Origin of the sequence: Rathayibacter sp. PhB186 (assembly GCF_003751825.1) — a bacterium.
Taxonomy (GTDB): domain Bacteria; phylum Actinomycetota; class Actinomycetes; order Actinomycetales; family Microbacteriaceae; genus Rathayibacter; species Rathayibacter festucae.
In genome coordinates this window covers 365181-391861 of the sequence record NZ_RJKO01000002.1, presented here as the reverse complement: position 1 = coordinate 391861, position 26681 = coordinate 365181, and the positions used below count along the sequence as shown (strand labels likewise).

Sequence of the window (26681 nt, the reverse complement as noted above, 5' to 3'; positions counted from 1 at the left end):
CGGTCCGAGCGGCCGCCCCTAGCGCGCGAGGAGCGCCGCGTTGATCCGGGCCGTGAGCTCGTGGTCGACGCGGCGCTCCTGCGCGTCCACCGCGCGGATCGGCGCGGCGTTCCGGGCGCTGGAGACCAGCCAGGCGGCCTCGGCCGCCGCGAGGTCCTCGGCCCGCAGCGGGCGCTCCGCCGTGCCCAGCCCGAGCCCGCCTGCGAGCGCGAAGAGGTCCGCCTGCGTCGTCCCCGGCAGCAGCCCCAGGCTCGGCGGTGGAGTGACCAGCTCGCCGCCCGCGAGCAGCACCAGGTTCGAGGTCGGCCCCTCCAGCAGGAAGCCGTCGCTGGAGACGAACAGCGCGTCGTCCGCCCCGCGCCGCAGCGCCTCGCGCGAGGCCGCCCGGTTGACCGCGTAGGAGAGCGTCTTCGCGCCGGCGAGCAGCCACGGCGACGTGTGCTGCACGTCGGAGCGCAGTCCGCGGTCGAGCAGCACCACCCGCACGCCGTCCCGGCGGGCCGGCCCGAAGTCCGGGCTCGTCTGCACGAAGACGACGCCGGTCGGCCGTCCGTCGCCCTCGACCCCGCGGCTCAGGATCGTCTTCACCATCGCCTCGGGCACCCGCGGGTGGGCGGCGACCGCCTCGTCGATCGCCGTCCGCCAGGCGGCGCGATCCGGGCGGGGCAGGTCCAGCATCCGCGCCGAGTTGTCGAACCGGTCGAGGTGCGCGTCGAGCGCCTGCAGCCGCCCGTCGACCAGGTTGATGGTCTCGAAGACCCCGTCGCCGCGGGTGAAGCCGAGGTCGGTGACGTCCAGCCCGCCCCGACCGGTCGCATCGAGCACGGATGCGGAGCCTGCGTCGTGCGCCGGAGTGTCGAGCGAGGGGCGGCCGAGGACGACGAGGGTGTCAGCGGGCATGGGCGGTGCGGTCCTTCCGGGGGCGGAGCGGGAGACGGGCGAGCACGACGACCAGCAGCGCACCGAGGAGCGCGCCGGTGCCGTTCGAGACGAGGTCGCGCACGTCCGCGACGCGCGAGGGCAGTGCGAGCAGCTGGATCGTCTCGACGATCACCGAGACGCCGAGGCCGATCGGCGCGGCGAGCAGCCGGCGCCGCCGCGGCAGCTGCAGCGCGAGCAGCGCGCCGAGCGGCACGAACATCAGCACGTTGGCGACGAACTCGGCGACGTCGAAGGTGAACCAGGCGGTCAGCGGCGTGGAGGCGAGGAACGCGATGATCCCGCGGACGAGCGCCGAGGGCTGACCGGCCGGGTACGGCGCCGGCGTCAGGGTGATCAGGGCGATCACGCCGAGCCAGGCGAGCGTCGCGGGCAGGAGGATCCTCGAGCGGCGCATCCGTCGATTCTGCCAGGTGCACGATCCGAGCCGGTGAGCGACTCGGTGCTGGGCGGCGGGCGGTCCGGGACGGTCGGCGCGATGTGGAAGGCTGGAGCGCATGACGAGCGACGGCCCGGCCGACGGCGGAGCGCTTCCGCGCCACCCCTTCGACGCCGCGCTCGGCGACGGCTGGGTCGAGATCGGCGACGGGCGGCGCTTCTGGGGCCGCTTCGGCGCCGCCGGGCTGCTGCTGCGCGACCCGGACGGCCGCGTCCTGCTCCAGCACCGCGCCACCTGGAGCCACTTCGGCGACACCTGGGGACTCCCGGGCGGCGCCCGCCACCCCGAGGAGACCGCCTTCGAGGGCGCCCTGCGCGAATCGGTCGAGGAGGCCGGAGTGCCCGACGGGATCGTCGTGCCCGTCCTCTCCCGCGTCGTCACCATCGGCCCCTGGAGCTACACCACCGTCGTCGCCCGGGCCCTCGAGCACTTCACCCCGCGGATCGCCGACGCCGAGAGCCAGGAGCTGCGCTGGGTCCCGCCGGCTGAGGTCGACGCGCTCCCGCTGCACCCGGGGTTCGAGGCCTCCTGGCGCGAGCTGCGCGCCCTCGACACCGAGCCGTGCGTCCTCGTCGTCGACGCGGCCAACGTCGTCGGCTCGCGTCCGGACGGCTGGTGGCGCGACCGCGCCGGCGCGGCGGAGCGCCTCGTCGCGGCGCTCGGGCGCCTCGCGGCACTCGGTGTCCCCGGCTCGCTGTTCGCCGTCGAGGCCGACACGGTCTGGCCGCGGATCGCGGTCGTCCTCGAGGGCGACGCCCGGGCGGCACGCACCGCCGACGCGGTCGACGCGGCTCCGCGCGGACGGCTGAGCGTCGAGAGCGCCGCCGGCTCCGGAGACGACGCGATCGTCGAGCGCGTCGCGGCGATCGGGCCGACCGCCCGCGTGGTGACCGCCGACCGCGGCCTCGTCGCCCGGATCGAGGAGCTCGGCGCCACGGCTCTGGGCCCGCGCACCCTCCTCGACCTGCTCGACGCCGTCCCGCCCGCAGCCCCTCCTGCAGCCCGGGAATAGCGCGCGGATCGGGTCGGTTGCATCCCTCATGGCCACGACAGCGATGACTCTCGACACCCACGACCAGACCGTCTCCGACGGCATCGTCCTCATCGACTTCTGGGCGGAGTGGTGCGGCCCGTGCCGCCAGTTCGCCCCCGTCTTCGAGGCGACCAGCGAGAAGAACCCCGATGTGACCTTCGCGAAGGTGGACACCGAGGACCAGCAGCAGCTCGCCGGCAGCTACGGCATCTCGTCGATCCCCACCCTCGTCGTCTACCGCGACGGCATCCCGCTGATGGCGCAGCCCGGTGCCCTGCCCGCCCCGGCCCTCGACTCCCTGCTCGAGCAGGTCCGCGGCCTCGACATGGTCGCCGTTCGCAAGCAGTACGAGGAGGCGAAGGCCGCGCAGGAGTCCGGCGCCCCGCAGACGTTCGACCACGGCGCGCAGATCTGATCCGCACCGCTCCACCCGCACGACGACGGAACCCCCGGCAGCCGCTCAGGCCGCCGGGGGTTCCGTCGTTCGCGCGGGAGTCCCGCGGCGAGCTGGATCAGCCCGTGTTCTGGAGGCCGGCGGCCACGCCGTTCACGGCCAGCAGCAGGAGCCGCTGGTTCTGCTCGGTGCCCGAGCCGCCCGGATCCGTGCGCAGCGCCCGGAGCGCGCGCAGCTGCAGCAGCGACAGCGCGTTGACGTAGGGCGTGCGCAGCCGCACGGCCCGCCCGAGCACGCGGTGCCCGGTGAGCAGGCTCTCCTCGCCGGTGATCGAAAGCACCCAGCGGCGGGTGAGCTCCATCTCGTCGAGCACCAGACCGGCGAGGTCGTCGCGGGAGTCGAGCGCCAGGTAGCGGCGGGCGATGCCCTCGTCGGTCTTCGCCAGCGACATCTCCACGTTGTCGATCATCGTGGTGAACAGCGGCCAGGTCTCGTAGGCGGTGCGCAGCTCGTCCAGGTCGCCGACCGCCTCGAGGGCGCTGCCGAGTCCGAACCAGCCGGTCAGGTTGACGCGGGCCTGGGTCCAGGCGAAGACCCACGGGATCGCCCGCAGGTCCTCGAGCGACTCGACCGAGAGGCCGCGGCGGGCCGGCCGCGAGCCGAGCGCGAGCAGGCCGACCTCCTCCTGCGGGGTGACCCGGGCGAACCAGGGCGCGAAGCCGTCGGCCTTGACCAGCTCGAAGAAGCGGCGGCGCGACTCGCGGTCCATCGTCGCGGCGACGTCGCGGAAGCGGTCCGCGGCGCCCGCGTTGCGCTCGCCGATCGAGGGCGAGGAGGCGAGCAGCGTGGCACCGGCGACCTGCTCGATGTGCCGGGTGGCGATGTCCGGGTTGCCGTAGCGGGCGAAGATGACCTCGCCCTGCTCCGTCAGCTTGAAGCGGCCGTCGACCGAGCCGGGCGGCTGCGCGAGCACCGCGCGGTTCGCCGGTCCGCCGCCGCGGCCGAGGGCGCCGCCGCGGCCGTGGAAGAGCGTGAGCACGATGCCCTCGTCCTCGGCCCACTTCGCGATGCGCGCCTGCGCGTCGTAGAGCGCGAGCGTCGCCGAGACGGGGCCGACGTCCTTCGAGGAGTCGGAGTAGCCGAGCATGACCTCGAGCCGGTTCCCGGTCGCGGCGAGGCGCGCGCGCACCTGGGGCAGCTGGATCATCTCGGCCAGGATGTCGGTCGAGGCGTCGAGGTCGGCGAACGTCTCGAACAGCGGGACGGCGTCGATGATCGGCGGGTTCCCGTCGGTCGCCGCCTCGGCGAGGTCGAAGACCGTCTTGAGGTCCTCGGCCGACTGGGTGAACGACACGACGTAGCGGCGGGCCGCGTCGGTGCCGAAGCGCTCCTGGATCGTCGCGATGGCCCGGTAGACCGAGAGGACCTCGATGCTGCGCTCGTCGAGCTCACCGCCGGCGCGGACCGCCGCGAGGGTCTCGCGGTGCACCTTCGAGTGCTGCCGCACCTCGATCTCGGCGAGGTGGAAGCCGAAGGTCTCCACCTGCCAGAGCAGGTCCTGCAGGTCGCCGTAGGCCGAGCGGACGTCGCCCGCCTCGATCAGCGAGTCCTGCAGGGTCCGCAGGTCGGCGAGCAGCTCGGCGGCGGAGCCGTAGGCGAGCGCGCCGCCGGAACGGGTCGCCGCGAGCCGGTCCGCCGTGAAGAGCAGGACGCGGCGGTGGGTCTCGCTCGGCGAGCGCTCGGCGATGACCGCGGCGAGCTCGGGCGCCTTCTCGACCCCTGCGGCCCAGAGCGCCTCGACGGCCGCCGACGGGGGAGTGGTGCCGGCGTCCAGCGTGAGGGAGCGGCCGACCCGGCGGGCGACGCGCTCGAGCCCGATCAGGACGTGCTCGGCGGCGATGTCGACGGCCTCGAGGGTCGTCTCGGCGGTGACGAACGGGTTGCCGTCGCGGTCGCCGCCGATCCAGGTGCCCAGGCGCACGAACGCGGGGGCGATCGGCTTGCGGGTGCCGGAGGCGTCGCCGAGCAGCGCGTCGTCGAGCCGGCGGTAGACCCGCGGCAGGACGGAGAACAGCGACTCGTCGAACACGCTCATCGCGGTCCGGACCTCGTCGAGCGGGCTGGGCTTCGACTCGCGCAGCGGCGCCGTGCGCCAGAGCGTGTCGACCTCGGCGAGCAGGCGCCGGCGGTTCTCGACCAGCACGACGCCGCCCGTGCGCGGGTCGTCCCGCTGCTCGAGCAGGGCGCTGATCCGGCGGATGGTGGAGGAGACCGCGCGGCGGCGCGCCTCCGTCGGGTGCGCGGTGAGGACGGGGCGGAACTCCAGGCGCGAGAGGCGCTCGAACGCCTCTTCCTCGCCCAGCTCGTCGGTGAGGGTCGCCATCGACGCGATGATCGAGTCCTCGGGCCGCTGGGCGCCGGCGTCGGCGTCGCGGCGGCGCAGGACCCGCACGCGGTGGAACTCCTCCGCCACGTTCACGAGGTGGAAGTAGCAGGTGAACGCCCGCGCCACCTCCTCGGCGCGCTCGGCGGTCAGCGACGCGACGAACTCCTCCGCCGCGGCGAGCTCGTCCGGGTGCCCGCTGTCGTAGGCGCCGATCGTCAGGGCGCGGAGCCGCTCGACGTCGGTGTAGAGGCTGTCGTCGCCCGATTCCCGCAGGACCTGGCCGAGGAGCTCGCCCAGCAGATGGACGTCGCCGCGGATGCGGTCGTCCATCGGCGGCGCGACGGTCCCGTCGGCGGAGGTGGCGGAGGAGGCGGGTGCTGCGGTCGCGGCTGGCGCGTCGGAGATCGGAGGCACGGCACGACCTTAGCGGCGGCGCGTGTCCGGCGGATGACGCCACTGTCACGCGGCGGAATGGAATGATCGAGGGGTGACCGTGACCCCTGCACCTCCCGCCCCCGCCGTCCAGACCGAGCAGGCCGCCCCTCACGTCGTCGTCCTCTTCGGGGCCGTGGGCGACCTGTCCCGCCGCAAGCTCATCCCGGGCATGGCGCACCTGGCGCTGTCCTCGCTCGCACCCGACCTGCAGATCGTCGGCACCTCGCTCGAGGAGCACGACGACGAGTCCTTCCGCGCCTTCGCCAAGCTCGCCTACGACGAGTTCGGCAGCCGCTCGCTGACCCCCGCCCAGTGGGACGAGTTCGCCTCCAAGCTCCGCTACGTCCCGCAGTCCGCCGGCCCCGCCGCGCTGGCGAAGGCGGTCACCGACGCCGAGAAGGTGCTCGGCCCGGACGTCAGCCGCCTGCACTACCTCAGCGTCCCGCCGCGCGCCGCCCTCTCGGTCGTCCGCATGCTCGCGGAGGCCGGCCTCGTCGAGCGCTCGCGGATCATCATGGAGAAGCCCTTCGGCGTCGACCTCGAGAGCGCCGTCGTCCTCAACGCCGAGCTGCACGAGACGTTCGACGAGGAGCAGATCTTCCGGATCGACCACTTCCTCGGCAAGGAGCCGGCGCAGAACATCCTCGCCTTCCGCTTCGCCAACGGCCTCTTCGAGCCGATCTGGAACCGCAACTTCATCGATCACGTCCAGATCGACATCCCCGAGAAGCTCACCCTCGACCGCCGCGCCGAGTTCTACGAGTCGACCGGCGCCTACAAGGACATGGTCGTCACCCACCTCTTCCAGGTCCTCGCCTTCATGGCGATGGAGCCGCCGACCGCCCTCGAGCCGAAGGCGATCAGCGAGGAGAAGAACAAGGTCTTCCGCTCGATGCGGCTGCTGAACCCCGAGAACGTCGTCCGCGGCCAGTACATCGGCTACCGCGAGGAGCCGGGCGTCGCGCCCGACTCCGAGACCGACACCTTCGTCGCCCTCAAGTGCGAGATCGACAACTGGCGCTGGGCCGGGGTGCCGTTCTACCTGCGCACCGGCAAGCGGATGGCGGAGGGGCAGCGGATCATCTCCATCGCCTTCCGCGAGCCGCCGAAGAGCATGTTCCCGCAGGGCTCCGGCGTCGGCGCGCACGGCCCCGACCACCTGACCTTCGACCTGGCCGACGCCTCCAAGGTGTCGCTGTCCTTCTACGGCAAGCGCCCCGGCCCGGGCATGCGGCTCGACAAGCTGAGCATGCAGTTCGCGCTCCAGGAGACCGACCGCGCCGGCGACGCCCTCGAGGCCTACGAGCGGCTGATCCTCGACGCGATGCGCGGCGACCACACGCTCTTCACCACCGCCGAGGGCATCGAGCGCCTCTGGGAGGTGTCGGCGCCGCTCCTGCAGGACCCGCCGCCCGTGCGCCTCTACGCGCCGGGATCGTGGGGTCCGAACGCGATCCACCAGCTGATCGCCCCGCACGCCTGGCGGCTCCCCTTCGAGCGCGTCTGGCGCGACAAGCGCTGACGAGGGCTCCCGGCATGGCGCGCGCGGCGGAGGACCGCATCTGGACGGTCCCGAACATCCTCAGCATGGTGCGGCTCGCACTGGTGCCGGTGTTCCTCGTGCTCATCATCGAGGGCGAGGACGCGCTCGCCCTGCTGACGCTCGTCCTCTCCAGCCTCACCGACTACCTCGACGGCTGGATCGCGCGCCGCTTCGACCAGATCACGCGCCTGGGCGCCGTCCTCGATCCGGCCGCCGACCGCCTCTACATCTTCGCGACGGTGATCGGGCTGGCCGTCCGCGAGCTGGTGCCCTGGTGGCTGGTGGCCGTGCTGGTGGCGCGCGATCTGATGCTGGTGGTGCTCGCCGTGATCCTCGCGAACCACGGCTACGGACCGCTGCCGGTGCACCACCTGGGCAAGTTCGCCACGTTCTGCCTCTTCTACGCGCTGCCGCTGATCATGCTCGGGCAGGCCTTCCCGGCGCTGGCCCCGGCGTCCCTCCCCGTCGCGTGGGCCTTCGCGCTCTGGGGCGCGTTCCTCTACTGGTGGGCGGGGATCGTCTACGCGGTCCAGACCCGAGGCCTCGTCCTGGGGGTCGACGGAGCGTCAGGGGCGACCGGCGGGCCCTCCGATTCCGATACGCTGAGGGGATAGCGAGGAGGTACGTCTTGGTCGAGTCCGTGCGCGGAGCGTCATCCGCAGATCCGTCCGTTCCCGTCGAGCCGTCGACGGAGACGACCCTCACGTTCACCGACGACATCGGTGCCCAGCTGGCGGCGCTCGACAACCGGGCGTCCCGCGAGGAGGCCGAGGCCGTCGGCGCTCTGCCCTCCGGCTCCGCCCTGCTCGTCGTCCGTCGGGGCCCCAACACCGGGGCCCGCTTCCTGCTCGACATCGACTCGACGACTGTCGGCCGGCACCCGGACGCGGGCATCTTCCTCGACGACGTCACCGTCTCGCGCCGGCACGCCGAGTTCGTGCGCCGCGGCACCTCGTTCGAGGTCCGCGATCTGGGCTCGCTGAACGGCACCTACTTCGACGGTGTCCGGATCGAGTCCGCGATCCTCACCGACGGCTCCGAGGTGCAGGTCGGCAAGTTCCGCCTCACCTTCTACGCGTCCCGCGCCGACCTCGTCGCCGCTCCGGACGCGTAGCCGTGGGTCGTTCGGCCGCTCGCGCACTCCCGTCCGGCCCGGCCGCTCTCCTGAGCATCGGCCAGGTCCTCTCGCACCTCACCAGCGAGTTCCCCGACGTCACGCCGTCGAAGCTGCGGTTCCTCGAGGAGCAGGGGCTCGTCTCGCCCGCTCGCACCGACTCGGGCTACCGCAAGTTCTCCACCGGTGACGTCGAGCGCCTGCGGATGATCCTCGCGCTTCAGCGCGACCACTACCTGCCGCTCAAGGTGATCCGCGGCTACCTCGACGACGTCGACGCCGGCCGCGAGCCGTCCCTCCCCGCCGGTGCCGGTGGCGCCGCCCCCTCCCTGCTGGCCCCCGCCACCCGGCTCACCCGCGACGGCCTCGCGAGCGAATCGGGAGCGAGCCCGGCGCTGGTGCGCGAGGCGATCGCCGCCGGGCTGGTCCGCGGTGGGGACGTCTTCGGCGAGGAGGCGGTCACGACGCTCAAGGCGCTCGTCGATCTCGGCCGCTCGGGCATCGAGCCGCGCCACCTCCGCCCGCTCCGCATCGCCGTGGAGCGCGAGATGTCGCTGATCGAGAGCGTCGTCGCCTCGAGCACCCGCCGCGGCGACGCGTCCGGATCGGCCGGCGCCGCTGAGAACGCGATCGGCCTCGCCGCGCACCTCGGCACCATCCGCGAGGCCATGGTGCGCAGCGCGCTCTCGCGGCTCGCTCGCTCGTGATCTCCGGGCCGGGCCGACGACACGCCCTCCCGGAAGAGCGGATGTCGTTTACTCGGCATCCCCGGGTCGGTAGCTTAGGGAGCGCGTTCGGAGCGACCGGCGTTCGTATCCGGAAGGCACAGGGATGAGAGAAGTCAGCCGCGACGTCAGCGGCCAGCGCGACCTCGTCCTCTTCACCGACGGACTGCCAGACCTCGACGCCGACGCGGGCTACCGCGGAGCCGTCGCTGCACGGGCCGCCGGGATCACCTACCGCCAGCTCGACTACTGGGCGCGCACCGAGCTCGTCGAGCCGACCGTCCGCGGCGCCTCCGGCTCCGGCACCCAGCGCCTCTACGGCTTCCGCGACATCCTCGTGCTGAAGCTCGTCAAGCGCCTCCTCGACACCGGCATCTCCCTCCAGCAGATCCGAACCGCCGTGAACCAGCTCCGCGAGTCCGGCGTCGACGACCTCGCTCAGACCACGCTGATGAGCGACGGCGCGAGCGTCTATCTCTGCACCTCGAACGACGAGGTCATCGACCTCCTCAGCCGCGGCCAGGGCGTCTTCGGCATCGCCGTCGGCAAGGTCCTCCGCGAGGTCGAGACCAGCCTCGTCGAGCTCGACCACCAGTCCGTCGACCCCTCCGACGAGCTCGCCCGCCGCCGCGCCTCCCGCAAGGTCGGCTGACCCGCCCCTCCTGCGGTCGATCGCTCCCTGCCGCGCGGCGCCCGCACAACATGCTGGTCGAGTAGCCCCGGAGGGGCGTATCGAGACCCACCGTCCCCAGCACGCCGGGCCTGCAGACCCGCCGTCCGACGCCGGCGTTCCGGCGTGACCCGCTCCCGCACACAGCGACGGCGCCGCAGCCGAGGCTGCGACGCCGTGCGCGGACCTCGCCGGGCTAGCTCGTCGCCGCCGGCACCGCCTGCTCGCCGATGCGCCCCGTGCGGATGACGCGGTCGAGCAGCAGGTCGAAGTTGTGCGCCATCTCCTGCGCGCTCTCGCCCGGCCAGACGTGCACCGGCTTCGCGGCGCCCTGCGCCTGCTGGAGCGAGGTGCGCTCGGGCAGCTGCGGGCTGAGGACCAGCGGGCCGAACATGTCGCGCAGCTCCTTGATCCGGAACTGGTGCTCGAGCGACTGCACGCGCGCGCGGTTGACGATGATGCCGAGCGGCTGCAGGCGCGGGCTGAGACCGCGGCGGATCTCCTCGATCGCGCGCAGCGCGCGGTCGGCGGCGGCCACCGAGAACAGGCCCGGCTCGGTGACCACGGCGACCCGGTCGCTCGCGGCCCACGCCGTGCGGGTGAGCGCGTTCAACGAGGGCGCGCAGTCGATCAGGACGAGGTCGTAGTCGGCCTCGACGCTCGCGAGCGCCTCCTCGAGCTTCCAGATGTCGCGGATGCTGGGGTGCGGTCCGTCGAAGTTGATCGCGGACGGGCTGCCGATCAGGACGTCGATCGTGCCCTGGCGCTCCTTCGTCCAGCCGGAGGGCGCGATCGCCGAGCGGACGATCTTCTCCTTGGGCGACGTGAGGACGTCGGCGATGTTGAGGTGACCGGCGACGTTGATGTCCATGCCGGTGGAGACGTCGGACTGCGGGTCGAGGTCGACGACCAGCGTTCGCAGGCCCTTCGAGAACGCCGCGGATGCAAGGCCGAGCGTCACGGTGGTCTTGCCGACGCCGCCCTTGAGGGAGCTCACGCTGAGTACATGCATGGCTGAGTACTTTACTTTCCTCCGGGTGGGAGAACCTAACCGTTCCCTGCACACGGTTCCACTCGGCACCTAGCAGGCGCGAGGACGGGAGCCGAGCCCCCGTGCGCCGCCGGGCCCGTCGGTACACTGGCGGCAAGCGGAAGGAGGCTCGTTCGCATGGATGAGCGCAACGACGACCAGCCCGATCTCGACACCGGCCCGACTCCGCGGACGGCGCTCGACGCGGCGCGGGACTCCGAGCAGTACGCCCCGCGCGCGAGCGACACCGCTCCGACCCGCATCCCCGACGGCATCCGGCTGGAGTCCCCGGCTCCGGCGCGCCGTCGGTCGAGCGCTCCGGCACCCGTGGAGGACCCGACGATCGACGTCGGACGCCTCGGCATCCCGGACGCACCGGGCGCCGTCCGGCCCGTCTCGGCCGGCATCGCCTCGCGCGACGAGGTGTCGGTGCTCCCCGAGGACGCGGGTGAGCGGCCGCGCGGTCGCGGTGAGCAGCGTCCTGCCGAGCCCGCCCCGGAGATCGAGCGCGAGTCCGACACGGCTGCCGCGGATCCGGCTCCCGGCGTCACCCGGCGCGACCGCCTCCGCGCCGAGTCCGGCACCGGCGGGTCGTCCTCCGCGCCCGAGTCCGCGTCGATGCTGACTCCCGACCGGCTCCTCGAGGTCAACCGCAAGACCCGGCCCGCGCCGACCGGCGGCTGGAACCGCTTCGTCTACGGCCTCACCTTCCACACCGTCAACCTCGGCGACTCCGCGAAGGTCCAGGCCTGGAAGGCGATGGACGAGCGGATCGGCCGCCAGTTCGAGGGCGGCACCCGCTTCGTCCCGGTGATGACCCGCAAGGGCGGCGTCGGCAAGACGACCGTCACGACCCTGCTCGGGATGGCTCTCGCCGACTCGCGCGAGGACCGCATCATCGCGGTCGACGCCAACCCCGACCGCGGAACCCTGGCCGAGCGCGTCCCCAAGCAGACCCGCTCGACCGTCCGCGACGTCGTCAACCGCGCCGCCGGCGTGACCGGGTTCACCGAGTTCTCGACGATGGTCTCGCGCGACGAGACCCGGCTCGACGTGCTCGCCTCGGACACGGACCCGCAGCTCTCCGAGGCCTTCGACGAGGACGACTACAACGTCGTCGCGGACCTCGTCGAGCGCTTCTACTCGATCATGCTCACCGACTGCGGCACCGGCATCGTGCACTCCGTGATGCGCGCGACGCTGCAGCGCGCGGACAGCGTCGTGATCGTCTCCGGCGGCAGCGTCGACGAGGCGCGCCTGGCCTCCGAGACCCTGACCTGGCTCGACGCCAACGGCTACGGCGATCTCGTCCGGAACGCCGTCGTCGCACTGAACACCGCGACGCAGGGCACCAGCCTGGTGAAGCTCGAGGAGATCGAGTCGCACTTCCGCTCGCGCGTGCGCGACATCGTCCGCATCCCGTACGACCCGGTGCTCGCCGCCGGCTCGGTCGTCAAGTGGGAGCAGCTGCGCCCGGCGACCCAGGAGGCGGCGCGCCTGCTCGCCGCGCTCGTCGTCGAGGGCATCCCGGTCCGTCGTGCCTGACGCGGTTCTGCAGGACGCCGTGGCGGTCGACTCCACGGAGACCCTGACGTTCGATCTGATCGTGCTCGGCGCCGGCTCCGGGAACTCGATCGTCGGCCCCGAGTGGGCCGGCTCCCGCGTCGCGATCCTCGACGACGGCGAGTGGTTCGGCGGCACCTGCCTCAACGCCGGCTGCATCCCGACCAAGATGTTCGTGCACGTCGCCGACATCGTGACCGACGTCGACCAGGGCGACCGGGTCGGCGTGCACGGCCGCGTGGCCCGGCCGGAATGGGCCGAGGTGCGCGACCGCGTGTTCGGCCGCACCGACGCCATCAGCGCCGGCGGCCTCGACTACCGGGCGAACCGGTCCGAGAACGTCACCGTGCTGCGCGAGAGCTTCGGCTTCGAGTCGCTCGGCGACGGCGACCGGCCGCACGTGCTGGTCAGCGCGAGCGGCGTCCGGATCAGCGCACCGCAGGTGGTCGTCGCCGCGGGCTCGCGTCCGCGTCCGCTCCTCGCGGCCTACGAGCCCGACCCGCGGATCCACGACTCCGACTCGATCATGCGGATCGACGAGCTTCCCGCACGGATGCTCGTGCTCGGCGGCGGTGCGGTGGCGGTCGAGTTCGCCCACATCTTCTCGGCCTTCGGCACCGCGGTGACGGTCGCCGTCCGCGGTGACCGTCTGCTCCGCTCGCTCGACGAGGGCATCGCCCGCGGCTTCACCGCGCTGGCGCGCGAGCGCTGGGACGTCCGCACCGGCGTCTCCGCCGAGAGCGTCGAGGCGACTCCGGGCGGCCTCGTCACGACCTTCGACGACGGCTCGCGCGTCGAGACCGACACGATCCTCGTCGCCACCGGGCGCGACCCGAACAGCGACACCATCGCCGCGGCCTCCGTCGGCATCGACCTGCACCCGGACGGCCGCGTCGTCGTCGACGACGAGCAGCGGGTCCTCTCAGGCGGGCGCGTCGTCCCCGGGCTCTTCGCCCTCGGCGACGTCTCCTCGGAGTGGCAGCTCAAGCACGTCGCCAACCACGAGGCGCGGCTCGTCGCGCACAACCTCCTGCACCCGGGCGAGATGATCTCGAACACCCTCGCTCCCGTGCCCGGCGCGATCTTCGCGCACCCGCAGATCGCGCACTTCGGCCTCACGGAGAAGGAGGCGGGGGAGCGCGGCATCGACGTCGTCGCCGTCACCCAGGAGTTCGGCTCCACCGCCTACGGCTGGGCGATGGAGGACGACTCGAGCATCTGCACCCTCGTCGTCGGACTCGACGGCGAGCTGCTCGGCGCGCACCTGATGGGCCCGCAGGCGAGTATCCTCATTCAGCCGCTCGTCCAGGCCGCCAGCGCGGGGGTCGGGATCCGCGGCCTCGCCCGCAGCCAGTACTGGCCGCACCCCGCGGCGAGCGAAGTCGTCGAGAACGCCCTCCTCTCCGCCGAGGAGGCACTGAGGGAGCGCACCGCATGACCGAACGCCAGATCCGGATCTTCGGCGATCCCGTCCTGAAGACGGTGTCCGCCCCGATCGAGACCGTCGACGACGGGATCCGCGGACTGGTCGAGGACCTCGTCGACAGCGTGCGCACCCCCGGCCGCGCCGGCGTCGCCGCCCCGCAGATCGGCGTCAACCTCCGCGCCTTCAGCTACAACGTCGACGGCGTCGTCGGCTACATCCTCAACCCCGAGATCGTCGAGCTCAGCGGCGAGCCGGAGCCCGTCGACGAGGGCTGCCTCTCCGTGCCGAACCTCTGGTACCCCGCGATCCGCTACCCGCACGCCAAGGTCCGCGGCACCGACCTCGACGGCAACGAGGTCGTCCTCGAGGGCGACGGCCTGATGGCGCAGGCCCTCCAGCACGAGTGCGACCACCTCGACGGCCGCCTCTACCTCGACCGCCTCTCCAAGGACGACCGACGAGCCGCCATGAAGGAAGTCCGCGAGAGCTCCTGGTTCTGAGTTCGTTTCCGAGCCGGTCCCTGCCCGGCTCGGCGCGGTCGGCCTCCAGGGGTGGTCGCGTTCCGCAGAGCGTCGTGCGTCCGCCGACGGCGAAGCGCTGCAACGCGCTTCGCCGGATACGGCTCGGCCTTCGGCCATCGCCCTCCGGCCGTCGCACGCTGACCGGCTGGCGCTTCATGCTGATCGAGTAGGCCGCGGAGCGGGCGTATCGAGATCCACCGTCGTGCAGACGGAGGTCTCGGTACGCCCTGCGGGCTACTCGACCGGCGGAGGACCTGCGGTCTCCGCGGTCCATGCTGATCGAGTCGTCCGCGCAGCGGCTTTGCGTGCTGATCGAGTACTCCGCGCAGCGGCGCTGCACGCTGATCGAGTAGCCCGCACAGCGGGCGTATCGAGATCCACCAGCGTCAGGAGTGGAGTCTGCAGACCCGCCCTGCTGAGGGGGATGGGTCTCGATACGCCCCTGCGGGGCTACTCGACCAGCATGAGGCTGCCCATGCTGATCGAGTGGGCCGTGGGCGGAGGCGTCAGCGGAGGCTGATGCCCTCGGTGGCGGGGGCGGCGCTGTAGACGCTGCTGATGGTTGCGGCGAAGTCGTCCAGGATGACGTTCCGCTTGATGCTCATCTTCGGGGTGAGGTGTCCGCTCGCCTCGGTGAACTCGGTGGGCAGGATCACGAACTTGCGGATCGACTCGGCGCGCGAGACGCGGGCGTTCGCGGCGTCGACGGCGCGCTGCACCTCCGCGAGGACGGCCGGGTTCACGGCCGCCTGATCGAGCGAGAGCTTCGCGTCCTGGCCGTTGTTCGCGAGCCAGGTCGGCAGCATCTCGGGGTCGAGGGTCACCAGCGCCGCGATGAACGGGCGCTGGTCGCCGACGACGACGACCTGCCCGACGAGCGGGTTGGCGCGGATCGGGTCCTCGAGCGCGGCCGGCGCGACGTTCTTGCCGCCCGCGGTCACGATGATCTCCTTCTTGCGCCCGGTGACGCGGAGGTAGCCCTCCTCGTCGAGCGAGCCGAGGTCGCCGGTCTTGAACCACTCGCCGTCGAAGGCCTCGGCCGTCGCCTTCTCGTCGTTCCAGTAGCCGCCGAAGACGTCGATCCCGCGCACCTGGATCTCGCCGTCCGCGGCGATCCGGATGGAGCAGCCGGGCATCGCCGGGCCGACCGAGCCGATCTTGAACCGCTCGGTCCGGTTCACCGTCGCGGGCGCCGTCGTCTCGGTGAGCCCGTAGCCCTCGAGGATCTTGATGCCGAGGCTGTGGAAGAAGTGGCCCAGCCGGTCGCCGAGCGGTGCCGATCCGGACACCGCGAAGCGGACGTTGCCGCCCATCGCCGTGCGCAGCTTCGAGTAGACGAGCCGGTCGAAGAGCAGGAACTGCAGCTTGAGCGCGAGCGGCACCGAGCCGGCCTCGACGGCGATCGAGTGGGCGACGGCGACATCGGCCGCGCGCCGGAAGATCCTGCCCTTGCCGCCGGCCTCGGCCTTCTGCTCGGCCGAGTTGTAGACCTTCTCGAACACCCGCGGCACGGCCAGCAGGAACGTCGGCTTGAAGGAGCCGAGGGAGGGGAGCAGCTGCTTCGTGTCGGCCTGGTGGCCGACCTTGACCCCGCCGTGGACGCAGAGGATCGCGATGAAGCGGGCGAACACGTGCGCGGTCGTGATGAAGAGGAGCGTCGAGGCGCCCGGCTGGTGGATCAGCTCCGTGAGCGCGACGGCGGAGTTGCGGCTCAGCTCGACGAAGTTGGAGTGCCGGATGATGCAGCCCTTGGGGCGGCCGGTCGAGCCGGAGGTGTAGATGATCGTCGCGATGTCGGCGCCGGTGGCGATCGAGCGGCGGCGCTCGATCTCGGCGTCCGGCACGTCCACCCCGCGCGCGGCCAGCTTGTCGAGGTCGCCCAGGCCGATCTGCCAGGCGAGCCGGACGTCCGGGAGATCCGGGCGGACCTCGTCGAAGCGGGCGAAGTGGTCCGCCGTCTCGACGATGACGGCCCGCGCTCCGGAGTCGAACAGGTTCCACTGCACCTGCGCGGGGGAGGAGGTCTCGTACACCGGCACGAGGACGCCGCCCGCGAACCAGACGGCGAAGTCGATCAGCGTCCACTCGTAGCGGGTCTTGCAGATCAGGCCGACCTTGTCGCCGGGCTCGATGCCCGCCGCGACGAGTCCCTTCGCGAGCGCGGTCACCTGATCGAGGAACTCGCGCGCGGTGACGTCGCGCCAGCCGCCGGCCTCGGGGAGGGCGAAGAGCGCCCGGTCGGGCGTCTCCCGCACACGGTCGAGCAGCAGCGCCGTCGTGTTGGCCTGCGGATCCGGCGCGACCACGAGGGGGGAATCGAACTGCTCCACGGCAACTCCTTCGGTACCTGAATGATTGTCGGGTCCAGCCTACCGGCGCATCCCGACTGTGTATCCACTCAGGATAACGATCCGCACGTCGGTTCTCGGCGGGTCACTACACTCGATGTGGCCGCCGCTCCAGGGCGGACCCGCGGCGCAGCGGCGTCGGAGGCTAGCGGAAGGCGGTTCGCGTGCACGCGATCGGTATCGACATCGGCGGCACGAAGATCGCGGGAGCGCTGGTCGATGAGTTCGGCGGCATCGTCCGCGAGGACCGCCAGCCGACGCCCGCCGGTCATCCCGAGCTCATCGTCGACGTCGTCGTCGAGATGGTGGCGCGCCTGCGCGAGGGCCTGCCCGCCGGCGACGTCTCCGCTGTCGGCGTCGCCGCGGCCGGCTTCATCGACGCCTCGCAGTCGATCGTCTACTACGCCCCCAACATCAACTGGCGCAACGAGCCCTTCCGCGAGAAGCTCTCGGCGCGGATCGACCTGCCGATCATCATCGAGAACGACGCCAACGCGGCCGGCTGGGCCGAGTTCCGCTACGGCGCCGGCCGACTGGTGAGCGACATGCTGATGCTCACGATCGGCACCGGCGTCGGCGGCGCGATCGTCATCAACGACCGGCTCCTGCGCGGTGGCTTCGGCGCGGCGGCGGAGATCGGCCACATGCGGGTCGTCCCCGGCGGCCTGCCCTGCGGCTGCGGTGCTCGCGGCTGCATCGAGCAGTACGGCTCCGGCCGCGCACTGCAGCGCTTCGCCGCCGAGCTCGCCGACGCCGGCGGGATCGGCCAGGGCATCGCCGACGCGCGTGCGAGGAACGGCGGCGAGCTCGACGGCGGCGTCATCGCCGAGCTGATCAGCGCCGGCGACCTGGGCGCCCTCGCGGCCCTCCGCCAGCTCGGCCACTGGCTCGGCGAGGCGGCGGCGAGCCTGAGCGCGGTCCTCGACCCGCAGATGTTCGTGATCGGCGGAGGAGTGGCGCAGGCCGGCGACCTCCTGCTCGACCCGATCCGCCAGGCCTACCTCGACAACCTGCCCGCCCGGGGGTACCACCCCGAGCCCGAGTTCCGCATCGCGGAGCTCGTCAACGACGCGGGGGTCGTCGGCGCCGCCGACCTCGCCCGCCTGCACGCGAGCTCGCTGTGACCCCGGTCGCGGACCGCTGAGGAGCGCCCCTTGTTCTACTGGTTCATGAAGCACATCGTCGCGGGGCCCCTGCTCAAGACGATCTTCCGGCCCTGGGTGGTCGGCGCCGACCGCGTCCCGGCCACCGGCGGAGTCATCCTGGCGAGCAACCACCTCTCCTTCATCGACTCGGTGTTCCTCCCGCTGGTGATCGAGCGCAACATGGTCTTCCTCGCCAAGAGCGACTACTTCACCGGCAAGGGCCTGAAGGGCTGGGCGACGAAGCTCTTCTTCACCGCCACCGGCATGCTGCCGATCGACCGCTCGGGCGGCAAGGCGTCCGAGGCCTCGCTGAACACGGGGCTCCGCGTCCTGGCCGGCGGTGAGGCGCTCGGCATCTATCCCGAGGGCACCCGCAGCCCCGACGGACGGATGTACCGCGGCCGCACCGGCGTCGCGCGGATGGTCCTCGAGGCGCGGGTGCCCGTCGTCCCGGTGGCGATGATCGACACCGCCCGCATCATGCCGATCGGCAAGCGGCTGCCCAAGCTCGGGCGCATCGGCATCGTCTTCGGCGAGCCGCTCGACTTCAGCCGCTTCGAGGGCATGGAGGGCGACCGCTTCATCCTCCGCTCGATCACCGACGAGATCATGTACGAGCTGCTCGCTCTGAGCGGCCAGGAGTATCTGGACGTCTACGCGACCTCGGTCAAGGAGAAGCGCGCGGCCCTGCTGCGCTGAACCCGCCGCGCCGAGCCGGCCGCACAGCGCCGGGTCCGGTGGGCCGACTGCGCGCACCTCCGGAGAACGCTCCGCCGAGCCGATAAGCTCGTCAACCGTCGCCGTCCGACCGGGCGGCGATCACTGCGCGCGCCGCGCGCCCGTCAGAACCAGGAACCCTCGTGGTCATCGATCCGAACGAACCGTACGTCCTCGCCGCCCCCTCCGTGGTCGCCGGCCTGGACTACTGGCGTGAGCTCGAGGTCAAGCAGCAGCCGAACTGGCCGGACGCCGCCGCGGTCGCCGCCGCGTCCGCCGAGGTCGCGGCGCTGCCGCCGCTCGTCTTCGCCGGCGAGGTCGACCAGCTGCGCGAGCGCTTGGGCGCTGCGGCCCGCGGCGAGGCCTTCCTGCTGCAGGGCGGCGACTGCGCCGAGACCTTCGCCGGCGCGACCGCGGACCAGATCCGCAACCGCGTGAAGACCGTGCTGCAGATGGCCGTCGTCCTGACCTACGGCGCGAGCATGCCCGTCATCAAGATGGGCCGCATGGCGGGCCAGTTCGCCAAGCCCCGCTCGAGCGACCTCGAGACGCGGGGCGACGTGACGCTGCCCGCCTACCGCGGCGACATCGTCAACGGCTACGACTTCACTCCGGAGTCGCGGACCGCCGACCCGCGCCGCATCGTGCAGGGCTACCACACGGCCGCCTCGACGCTGAACCTCATCCGCGCCTTCACGCAGGGCGGCTTCGCCGACCTGCGCCTCGTGCACTACTGGAACAAGGGCTTCACCGAGAACCCGCAGAACCAGCGCTACGAGCAGCTCGCCCGCGAGATCGACCGCGCGGTGAAGTTCATGGTGGCCTGCGGCGCGGACTTCGAGGGCATGAAGCGCACGGAGTTCTACACCGGCCACGAGGGCCTGCTGATGGACTACGAGCGCCCGATGACGCGGATCGACTCGCGCACCGGCACGCCGTACAACACCTCCAGCCACTTCATCTGGATCGGCGAGCGCACCCGCGAGCTCGACGGCGCGCACGTCGACTTCCTCTCGCGCGTCCGCAACCCGATCGGCGTGAAGCTCGGCCCGTCGACGACGCCCGAGACGATGCTCGAGCTGATCGACAAGCTCGACCCGGACCGCGAGCCCGGCCGCCTCACCTTCATCACGCGGATGGGTGCCGGCAGGATCCGCGACGCTCTGCCGCCGCTGCTCGAGGCGGTCAAGGCGAGCGACGCGCTGCCGCTCTGGGTCACCGACCCGATGCACGGCAACGGACTGACGACGCCCACCGGCTACAAGACCCGTCGCTTCGACGACGTGGTCGACGAGGTCAAGGGCTTCTTCGAGGCGCACCGCGCCGCGGGCACGCACCCGGGCGGCATCCACGTCGAGCTCACCGGCGACGACGTCACCGAGTGCCTCGGCGGCTCGGAGCACATCGACGAGGCGACCCTCGCGACGCGCTACGAGTCGGTCTGCGACCCGCGCCTCAACCACATGCAGTCCCTCGAGCTGGCCTTCCTCGTGGCCGAGGAGCTGCGCGAGCGCTGAGCCGGCCGCTGCCCGCCAGCGGGCCCTCCCTGCCGATCGAGGAGCCCGCTGGGCGGGCCCGTCCTGCTGATCGAGGAGGCCGCGGAGCGGGCGCTCCCATGCTGATCGAGTAGCCCGCGGAGCGGGCGTATCGAGATCCACCGTCGTCAGATGGGTGGGTCTCGATACGCCCCCGCGGGGCTACTCGACCAGCATGTATTCGCGGCCCGCCGACTCGGCGTGCCGACGCGGCGTGCCGCGCTCGGCCGCAGTGCTCAGTGGTCAGATCGTGATCGTGATCGAGAGCTGGACCGTGGTGCCGCGCTGCACGAGGGCGCCCTCCTTGTCGGACTGGTTGGTCACCTTCGTCACCTCGTCCGGCACCTGGTCGATCAGCGGGGTCGTCAGGCCGTAGCTCCACTTCAGGTCGACGGCGCTGAGCGCGGCCTTGGCCTGGTCGCGGGTCATGCCGACGACGTTCGGGACGGCGACCGGCTGCGGGCCCTTGGAGACGACGACGGAGACGGTGTCGCCGGTGGTCGCGGGCGCCTCCGGGTTGATCTGGGTGAGAACGACGCCGGCGGTGACCGTGTCGCTCCAGTCCTCGCGCTCGCGGTCGAGGGCGAGCCCGGCGTCCTTCGCCGCGGCGGTCGCCTCGTCGACGGTGAGACCGACGACGTTGGGGATCGCCCCGAGGCTGACCACCATGGCGATCGTGCTCGTCTCCGACATCGTCGCGGGCAGCTCGCCGCCGTCGGGCAGCGACGCCGAGACGACGACGCCCGCGGGGACGTCGGCGTCGAAGATCCGCGTCACCTCGCCCACGGTGAACGGCGCGGCCTGGATCGCGGCCGTCGCCTCCTCCTCGGAGACACCGGCCAGTGCAGGCACCTCGATCTGCCGCGGGCCGCTGGAGACGACCAGCGTCACGACCTCGCCCTTGTGCAGCCCCTGGCCGCCGGGCGGATCGGTGCTGAGCACGGTCCCGGCCGGGACGGTCAGGTCGTTCGCCTGCTGCGGCGACACCTCGAAGCCCTGGCTCACCAGCGCGGCCGTCGCGTCGTCCTGCGAGCGGCTCACCACGTCCGGCACGTTCACGATCGCGCCCGGGCCCTCGCCGTACCACCACGCGGTCCCGCCGCCGATGAGGGCGAGCAGCAGCACGATCACCGTCAGCAGCACGCCGCGGCGGCGCCGCGTGCGGCGCTTCGTCGCGAGCCGCGCGACCGCGTCGTCGTCGTCGCGCTGCTCGAGCTCCGCCGGCGAGCCCTCGATCACCGAGGTGTGCCCGGTCACCGCCTCGTCGAACAGCAGCGCGGTGGCGGGCTCCGCCACCGGAAGGGGGGTGACGGCCTGGGTGTCCGCGCCGCGGCGGTCGGTCGGCGTGATGCCCATCAGGCGCTCGGCCTCGAGCAGCTGCGCCAGCATCACGCCGGCGTCGCGCGGACGCATGTCCGGGTCGCGCTCCGTCGCCCAGAGCACGAGCTCGTCGAGCGAGGTCGGCACCGAGGGCACCTTCGCGCTGGGGTAGGGGACCGAGTCGTTCGCGTGCTGGTAGGCGATCTGCATCGGCTGCTCGCCCGTGAAGGGCTGCTCGCCGGTGAGCATCTCGTAGATCATGATGCCGATGGCGTAGATGTCGCTGCGGGTGTCCGCGGTGCCGCGGGTGACCAGCTCGGGGGAGAGGTACGCGATGGTGCCGAGCAGCGCCTGGCCGGAGGCGGTGTTCGCGCTCGCGGCGCGGGCGAGGCCGAAGTCGCCGATCTTGATCCGGCCGTCGTCGGCCAGCAGCACGTTCTCGGGCTTGAGGTCGCGGTGCAGGATCCCGGCCCGGTGCGCGGCCGCGAGGCCGGACAGCACCGAGTGCATGATGTCGACGACCTGCTGGGCCGTCAGCCGCCCGCGCTCCTTGAGCAGGTCGCGCAGCGTGATGCCGGGGAGGTACTCCATCACCAGGTAGGCCATGTCGGAGTCCTGGCCCTGGTCGAAGACGCTGACCACGTTCGGGTGGGCGAGGCGAGCGGCGGAGCGCGCCTCCTGGACGAAGCGGTTCTTGAACGTCGCGTCGTCGGAGAGGTGTCCGTGCATCACCTTGATGGCGACCCGGCGCTCGAGGCGCTGGTCGTGCGCCAGGTAGACGGTGGCCATGCCGCCCCGCGCGATGCGGGAGCGCACCTCGTACCGGCCGTCGACGAGACGGCCGAGGAGAGGGTCGAGCTGGCTGGTGGTCACGCGACGAGTCTAGGCAAGACCCTCCTGACAACCGGCGTGCAACGCGGAGGCGGCTCGTGGCACTCTTGACGGGTGACCGACTCGTCCGCTGCCTCCGCCTCCCCGTCCGCTCCCGAGATCGAATGGCTGACCGTGCCCGATCTGGTCGAGCTCACCGGTCTCGGCGTCAGCCGGGTGCGCCGCCTCCTGGAGGAGCGCCACCTGCTCGGCACTCGCCGTGACGGCAAGCTCGTCGTCCCCTCCGTCTTCCTCCGCGACGGCGAGCCGCTCAGCGAGATCCGCGGCACGGCGATCCTGCTGTCGGACCAGGGCTTCTCGGACGACGAGGCGATCGACTGGCTGCTCGCGGACGAGGACAGCCTCGGCACCAGCCCCGTGCAGGCGCTGCTCGCCGGCCGCAAGGCCGAGGTCCGCCGCGTGGCCCAGGCGCTCGCCTGAGCCGAGCCGGCACCGGAGCGCGCCGGTCCGGCTGATCCGCTCTACGCCGTCCGGGCGGTGACCCGGTCGGCGAGCTCGCGGAGCTCCGCGAGGCCCTCCTCGCGCAGGGGCGCGTCCGGCAGCGCGGCCAGCGCGGCCTCGACGTCGCGGGCGATCCGCTCCTCGAGCCGGTCGAGCGCCCCGGAGCCCGCCACGATCTCCTGAGCGCGGGCGATGTCGTCGGCGCTCGCGTCCGCACGGCCCACCACGGCGTCGAGCTCGTCGCGCTCGCCCGCCGAGGCAGCTGCGCGGGCGAGGCCGAGCAGCACGGTCCGCTTGCCCTCGCGGAGGTCGTCGCCGGCGGGCTTCCCGGTCACGGCCGGATCGCCGAAGACGCCCAGCACGTCGTCGCGCAGCTGGAAGGCGATGCCGAGCGGCAGGCCGAAGCGGCGCAGGGCGTCGATCTGGGCGTCGTCGCCGCCGCCGAGCGAGCCGCCGATGGTCAGCGGCGCCTCGATGCTGTACTTCGCGCTCTTGAAGACGACCACGCGCTCCGAGCGCTCGAGGTGCTCGTGCTCGGGGTGCTGCACCCAGGCGCTCTCCTCGAGGATGTCGAGGTACTGGCCCAGGGTCACCTCCGTGCGCATCAGGTTGAACTCCGCCCGGGCCCGCGCCGCGGCGGTGCGGTCCTCGAGCGCCCACTCGGCGTCCGCGAAGATCTCGTCGGACCAGACCAGCAGCAGATCGCCGAGGAGGATCGCCGAGGAGCGGCCGAACTCGTCCGCGTCCCCCGACCAGCCGCCGCCCGCGTGCAGCGACGCGAAGCGGCGGTGCGCCGAGGGGGCGCCCCGGCGGGTGTCGGAGTTGTCGATCACGTCGTCGTGGACCAGGGCCGCGGCGTGGAACAGCTCCAGGCTCGCGCCGACCCGCGCGACCGGATCCGAGGCGCTCCGGTGAGCGTCACTCGGGACAGCGGAGACCGCCGTCCAGCCCGCCTCGCAGAAGCGCGCCCGGAAGCGCTTGCCCCCGCTGAGAAAGTCCCGCGAAAGGTCGCCGAGGGCGGAGACGTCCTCTCCGATGGAGCGCAGAATTGGCGTGCGCCCGGTGAGGAATTCATCGATTCGGAACTGGACGCGATCGACCAGACGAGTGCTGTGGTTCACCCGACCAGCCTATGCACCGATGGCGCCTGGCGCCTCGGCGGGCCGCGGTCTACACTGAAGCGCCACCAGCCCGGTCGAGCAGACCGCCCGCCCACCCTCGGTGCCGTCCCCGCCGGGTCGACGCCACACCCTGAAGGGGTCCCGATGCCGCTTTCGGAACACGAGCAACGGCTCCTCGACGAGATGGAGCGCAATCTCTATCAGAACGACGCCGACTTCGTCGCGGCGGTCAGCAAGGGCCGGGGCGGCACCAACTACCGCGCGCTCGTGCTCGGCATCCTCCTCGCCATCGTCGGCCTGGGAGTCCTCGTCGCCGGCGTGATCGTCCGTCAGCCCCTCGTGGGCGTCGCCGGCTTCGCGCTGATGCTGGCCGGCGTGGTCGTCGCGATGCGCCCCGCGCCCGGCGGTTCCACCACCTCCGGAATCCCCGAGGCGGGCAGGCCCTCGAAGCCGCGCTCCGCGAGCGGACGCCAGGGGTCCAACTTCATGGACCGTCTGAACGACCGGTGGGACAACCGCGGCGACGGCCGCTCCTAGCGCTCCACGGCGCGGGTCCTCCACCTCGCACCACCCACAGGGTCGATCCTCACGGATCGGCCCTTTTTTCGTGCCCGGACGCTCCCCGGGAGTGCGATTCCCCTCCACTGCGCTCCACCGTGCCGGATCCGCAGAACGACGCGGATCGACGGGGCCGCCGCGGCGCGCCGCGAGGGTTTGGAGGGTTGTGGGTGGGGGGAAGTGGAGTACTGTGGGGCCCACACCAACCTTGGCCGGAGAGAAGTGGGGGCAGTCCGTTGTTCCTCGGCACTCATTCCCCCAAGCTCGACGAGAAGGGCCGCGTCATCCTTCCCGCCAAGTTCCGCGACGAGCTCTCCTCCGGAGTCGTCGTCACGCGCGGCCAGGAGCGGTGCCTCTACGTCTTCAGCCAGCGCGAGTTCGAGGCGATGCACGAGAAGATCCGCCAGGCGCCGGTCACCAGCAAGCAGGCCCGCGACTTCCTCCGCGTGTTCCTCTCCGGCGCCAGCGCCGAGACGCCGGACAAGCAGAACCGCATCACCCTCCCGGCGCCGCTGCGCGCCTACGCCGGTCTCGACCGCGACCTCACCGTCATCGGTGCGGGCAATCGCGCCGAGATCTGGGCCCAGGACGCCTGGGACAGCTACCTCACCGAGCAGGAGTCCGTGTTCTCCGACACCGAGGAGGAGGTGATCCCCGGACTGTTCTAGCTCCTGCCGCGCGACTCCCAGCCACTCGGCGCCCGGACGCACCTTCCCCGGTGTCCGGTCGTGAGCTGGATGGGGATCGGACGGCAGGAACAGGACGGCGGGACCGCCATGACAGACAGCACCGAGAGCACCCCTGCGCACCGCGCCGACGTGAGCGCGGACGACGCGACCAGCGCCGACGCAGCCCGCGCCGGCGTGCGCCCGACCGAGGAGCGGCACCTGCCCGTGCTCCTCGAGCGCTGCGTCGAGCTGCTCGCTCCGGCGCTCGAGCGCGACGGCGCCGTGCTCGTCGACGCGACGCTCGGCATGGGCGGCCACTCGCTCGCGCTGCTGGAGCGCTTCCCGCGCCTCCACCTGGTCGGCCTCGACCGCGACCGGGAGGCCCTCGAGCTGGCGGGCGCCCGGCTCGCCGCGCACTCCGCACGGATCGACCTCGTGCACGCCGTCTACGACGAGCTGCCCGACGTCCTCGACGAGCTCGGCATCGACACGATCGACGGCGCACTGTTCGACCTCGGCGTCTCCTCGCTGCAGCTCGACGAGACCGAGCGCGGCTTCTCCTACTCCAAGGACGCTCCGCTGGACATGCGGATGGACGCGTCGGCGCCGCTCACCGCGGCGAGCATCCTCGCGGACTACGACGAGGTCGCGCTCCGGCGGATCTTCCACGAGTACGGCGAGGAGCGGCTCGCGGCGCGCTACGCCAAGAAGATCGTCGAGGCCCGCGCGTCGGCGCCGATCGTGCGCTCCGGCCGGCTCGTCGAGATCATCCAGGCGGCGACCCCGGTCGCGATCCAGCGCAACGGGCACCCGGCCAAGCGCGTCTTCCAGGCGCTGCGCATCGAGGTCAACCAGGAGCTCTCCGTGCTCGAGCGGGCGATCCCCGCCGCACTCGGCCGCATCGCCGTCGGCGGTCGCCTCGTCGTCGAGGCGTACCAGTCGCTCGAGGACCGCATCGTCAAGCGCGCCCTGCAGGCCGCCTCCTCCTCCACGGCGCCGGTCGGCCTGCCGATGGAGCTGCCCGAGCACCGACCCGAGTTCCGGCTCGTCATCCGCGGCGCAGAGCTCGCCTCGGACGACGAGAAAGCCGCCAACCCCCGAGCAACACCCGTGCGACTGCGCGCGGCCGAGAGGATCAGGAGCACCGCATGAGCGCGACCGCCGTCATCGACCCCGTCATCGACCGCAGCACCGCACGACCGGCGCAGCCCGCCGAGCCGGCCCAGCGACCCCGCATCGAGGCGGTCCCCGCTCCGGCGCGCCAGGCCCGGCCGAAGCTCGTCTACGGGATCGTCGCCGTCGCGGGGCTGTTCGCGATCATCGTGATCCAGCTCCTGGTCAGCGTCGGCCTCTCCGAGGGCGCCTACCAGATCGCGACGCTGCAGGGCGAGCAGAAGACGCTCACCCGCGGCAACGCGGAGAAGCAGGACGCGGTCGACACCCTCAGCTCGCCGCAGAACCTCGCGACCGCCGCGCAGGGCCTGGGCATGGTCGCGAACACCGCGCCCGTCTACCTCCGCCTCTCCGACGGTGCCGTGCTGGGCGATCCCGCCACCGCCGCCGCGAGCGAGGTCGGCACCGCCGCGACCGCCTCCGCCGTGCCGAACGCGCTGATCGCACCGCCGGCCGCCGCGGCCGCACCCGGCTCCACCACGGCGGTCGCACCGCTGCAGGGCGAGCTGCCCGCCCCGATCACGCACTGACTCCGCCCGAGCACGC

Annotated in this window: 25 protein-coding genes; 18 read left to right on the top strand and 7 right to left on the bottom strand. The window is 72.3% G+C overall.

Annotated features, from left to right (window positions below; translation table 11 throughout):
- Window positions 1–18: 18 nt before the first annotated feature.
- Window positions 19–900: an aminotransferase class IV gene (locus EDF45_RS09480; RefSeq protein WP_123735906.1), complete on the bottom strand. Its 882-nt coding sequence runs from the start codon at window positions 898–900 to the stop codon at window positions 19–21.
- Window positions 890–1336 carry a VanZ family protein gene (locus tag EDF45_RS09475; protein WP_185020138.1) on the bottom strand — a complete coding sequence of 149 codons (447 nt, stop codon included), beginning with the start codon at window positions 1334–1336 and terminating at the stop codon, window positions 890–892. Before EDF45_RS09475 ends, EDF45_RS09480 begins: the two co-directional genes overlap by 11 nt.
- Before the next feature lie 100 nt (window positions 1337–1436).
- On the opposite strand from EDF45_RS09475, the gene EDF45_RS09470 reads away from it, so the two are divergent.
- A complete protein-coding gene (locus EDF45_RS09470) occupies window positions 1437–2390 on the top strand; it encodes an NUDIX hydrolase (RefSeq protein ID WP_123735904.1) in 954 nt (317 codons plus the stop codon).
- A gap of 28 nt (window positions 2391–2418) precedes the next feature.
- On the top strand, window positions 2419–2826 hold the full coding sequence (trxA, locus tag EDF45_RS09465) for a thioredoxin (RefSeq protein WP_123735903.1): 408 nt from the start codon (window positions 2419–2421) through the stop codon (window positions 2824–2826).
- A gap of 97 nt (window positions 2827–2923) precedes the next feature.
- Here trxA and EDF45_RS09460 read toward each other — a convergent pair whose 3' ends face one another.
- On the bottom strand, window positions 2924–5521 hold the full coding sequence (locus EDF45_RS09460; RefSeq protein ID WP_123736012.1) for a phosphoenolpyruvate carboxylase: 2598 nt from the start codon (window positions 5519–5521) through the stop codon (window positions 2924–2926).
- A 163-nt stretch (window positions 5522–5684) separates the two neighbouring features.
- Here EDF45_RS09460 and zwf point away from each other — a divergent pair, with 163 nt between their 5' ends.
- The 5 genes from zwf to EDF45_RS09435 all read left to right on the top strand — a co-directional run bounded on the left by zwf (window position 5685) and on the right by EDF45_RS09435 (window position 9660).
- Window positions 5685–7148 (top strand): glucose-6-phosphate dehydrogenase, encoded by a 1464-nt coding sequence (gene zwf / locus EDF45_RS09455; RefSeq protein ID WP_123704898.1) that lies wholly within the window; start codon window positions 5685–5687, stop codon window positions 7146–7148.
- 14 nt (window positions 7149–7162) lie between these two features.
- A complete protein-coding gene (locus tag EDF45_RS09450; RefSeq protein WP_123735902.1) occupies window positions 7163–7783 on the top strand; it encodes a CDP-alcohol phosphatidyltransferase family protein in 621 nt (206 codons plus the stop codon).
- Window positions 7784–7797: 14 nt separating this feature from the next.
- Window positions 7798–8283: an FHA domain-containing protein gene (locus EDF45_RS09445; RefSeq protein ID WP_279392406.1), complete on the top strand. Its 486-nt coding sequence runs from the start codon at window positions 7798–7800 to the stop codon at window positions 8281–8283.
- 2 nt (window positions 8284–8285) lie between these two features.
- Complete coding sequence (locus tag EDF45_RS09440) at window positions 8286–8990, top strand: MerR family transcriptional regulator (RefSeq protein ID WP_123735901.1); 705 nt, start codon at window positions 8286–8288, stop codon at window positions 8988–8990.
- A gap of 124 nt (window positions 8991–9114) precedes the next feature.
- On the top strand, window positions 9115–9660 hold the full coding sequence (locus EDF45_RS09435; RefSeq protein ID WP_123446121.1) for a MerR family transcriptional regulator: 546 nt from the start codon (window positions 9115–9117) through the stop codon (window positions 9658–9660).
- A 214-nt stretch (window positions 9661–9874) separates the two neighbouring features.
- On the opposite strand, the gene EDF45_RS09430 is transcribed toward EDF45_RS09435, so the two are convergent.
- Entirely contained in the window at window positions 9875–10690 is an 816-nt protein-coding gene (locus tag EDF45_RS09430) for a ParA family protein (RefSeq protein ID WP_123446122.1), read from the bottom strand.
- 156 nt (window positions 10691–10846) lie between these two features.
- On the opposite strand from EDF45_RS09430, the gene EDF45_RS09425 reads away from it, so the two are divergent.
- Genes EDF45_RS09425 through def form a run of 3 tightly spaced genes read left to right on the top strand, consistent with a single transcriptional unit; the run spans window position 10847 to window position 14197 of the window.
- Window positions 10847–12253, top strand: coding sequence for a MinD/ParA family protein (locus tag EDF45_RS09425; protein ID WP_260312097.1), 1407 nt, complete (start codon window positions 10847–10849; stop codon window positions 12251–12253).
- Complete coding sequence (locus tag EDF45_RS09420; protein ID WP_260312096.1) at window positions 12246–13709, top strand: mycothione reductase; 1464 nt, start codon at window positions 12246–12248, stop codon at window positions 13707–13709. Before EDF45_RS09425 ends, EDF45_RS09420 begins: the two co-directional genes overlap by 8 nt.
- Entirely contained in the window at window positions 13706–14197 is a 492-nt protein-coding gene (gene def / locus EDF45_RS09415; RefSeq protein WP_123446123.1) for a peptide deformylase, read from the top strand. The genes EDF45_RS09420 and def overlap by 4 nt, the downstream gene beginning before the upstream one ends.
- Window positions 14198–14724: 527 nt before the next feature.
- On the opposite strand, the gene EDF45_RS09410 is transcribed toward def, so the two are convergent.
- A complete protein-coding gene (locus EDF45_RS09410) occupies window positions 14725–16548 on the bottom strand; it encodes a long-chain fatty acid--CoA ligase (RefSeq protein WP_123735899.1) in 1824 nt (607 codons plus the stop codon).
- A 182-nt stretch (window positions 16549–16730) separates the two neighbouring features.
- Between EDF45_RS09410 and EDF45_RS09405 the strand changes: the two genes are divergently transcribed.
- The 3 genes from EDF45_RS09405 to EDF45_RS09395 all read left to right on the top strand — a co-directional run bounded on the left by EDF45_RS09405 (window position 16731) and on the right by EDF45_RS09395 (window position 19945).
- Complete coding sequence (locus EDF45_RS09405; protein ID WP_123446125.1) at window positions 16731–17690, top strand: ROK family glucokinase; 960 nt, start codon at window positions 16731–16733, stop codon at window positions 17688–17690.
- A gap of 30 nt (window positions 17691–17720) precedes the next feature.
- A complete protein-coding gene (locus tag EDF45_RS09400) occupies window positions 17721–18410 on the top strand; it encodes a 1-acyl-sn-glycerol-3-phosphate acyltransferase (RefSeq protein WP_123735898.1) in 690 nt (229 codons plus the stop codon).
- A gap of 206 nt (window positions 18411–18616) precedes the next feature.
- Complete coding sequence (locus tag EDF45_RS09395; protein WP_123446548.1) at window positions 18617–19945, top strand: class II 3-deoxy-7-phosphoheptulonate synthase; 1329 nt, start codon at window positions 18617–18619, stop codon at window positions 19943–19945.
- 261 nt (window positions 19946–20206) lie between these two features.
- On the opposite strand, the gene pknB is transcribed toward EDF45_RS09395, so the two are convergent.
- Entirely contained in the window at window positions 20207–22156 is a 1950-nt protein-coding gene (gene pknB, locus EDF45_RS09390) for a Stk1 family PASTA domain-containing Ser/Thr kinase (RefSeq protein ID WP_123735897.1), read from the bottom strand.
- A 72-nt stretch (window positions 22157–22228) separates the two neighbouring features.
- Here pknB and EDF45_RS09385 point away from each other — a divergent pair, with 72 nt between their 5' ends.
- Entirely contained in the window at window positions 22229–22594 is a 366-nt protein-coding gene (locus EDF45_RS09385) for an Rv2175c family DNA-binding protein (protein WP_243599887.1), read from the top strand.
- Between the two features lie 41 nt (window positions 22595–22635).
- On the opposite strand, the gene EDF45_RS09380 is transcribed toward EDF45_RS09385, so the two are convergent.
- Complete coding sequence (locus tag EDF45_RS09380) at window positions 22636–23736, bottom strand: polyprenyl synthetase family protein (RefSeq protein ID WP_123735896.1); 1101 nt, start codon at window positions 23734–23736, stop codon at window positions 22636–22638.
- A 144-nt stretch (window positions 23737–23880) separates the two neighbouring features.
- On the opposite strand from EDF45_RS09380, the gene EDF45_RS09375 reads away from it, so the two are divergent.
- From EDF45_RS09375 to EDF45_RS09360, 4 genes are all read left to right on the top strand, one after another.
- Window positions 23881–24273, top strand: a complete 393-nt coding sequence (locus tag EDF45_RS09375) for a DUF3040 domain-containing protein (protein WP_123704544.1) — start codon at window positions 23881–23883, stop codon at window positions 24271–24273.
- Between the two features lie 257 nt (window positions 24274–24530).
- On the top strand, window positions 24531–24962 hold the full coding sequence (gene mraZ / locus EDF45_RS09370; RefSeq protein ID WP_123446130.1) for a division/cell wall cluster transcriptional repressor MraZ: 432 nt from the start codon (window positions 24531–24533) through the stop codon (window positions 24960–24962).
- A 108-nt stretch (window positions 24963–25070) separates the two neighbouring features.
- On the top strand, window positions 25071–26114 hold the full coding sequence (gene rsmH, locus EDF45_RS09365; protein ID WP_123735895.1) for a 16S rRNA (cytosine(1402)-N(4))-methyltransferase RsmH: 1044 nt from the start codon (window positions 25071–25073) through the stop codon (window positions 26112–26114).
- A complete protein-coding gene (locus tag EDF45_RS09360) occupies window positions 26111–26665 on the top strand; it encodes a hypothetical protein (RefSeq protein WP_123735894.1) in 555 nt (184 codons plus the stop codon). The genes rsmH and EDF45_RS09360 overlap by 4 nt, the downstream gene beginning before the upstream one ends.
- Window positions 26666–26681 lie beyond the last annotated feature (16 nt).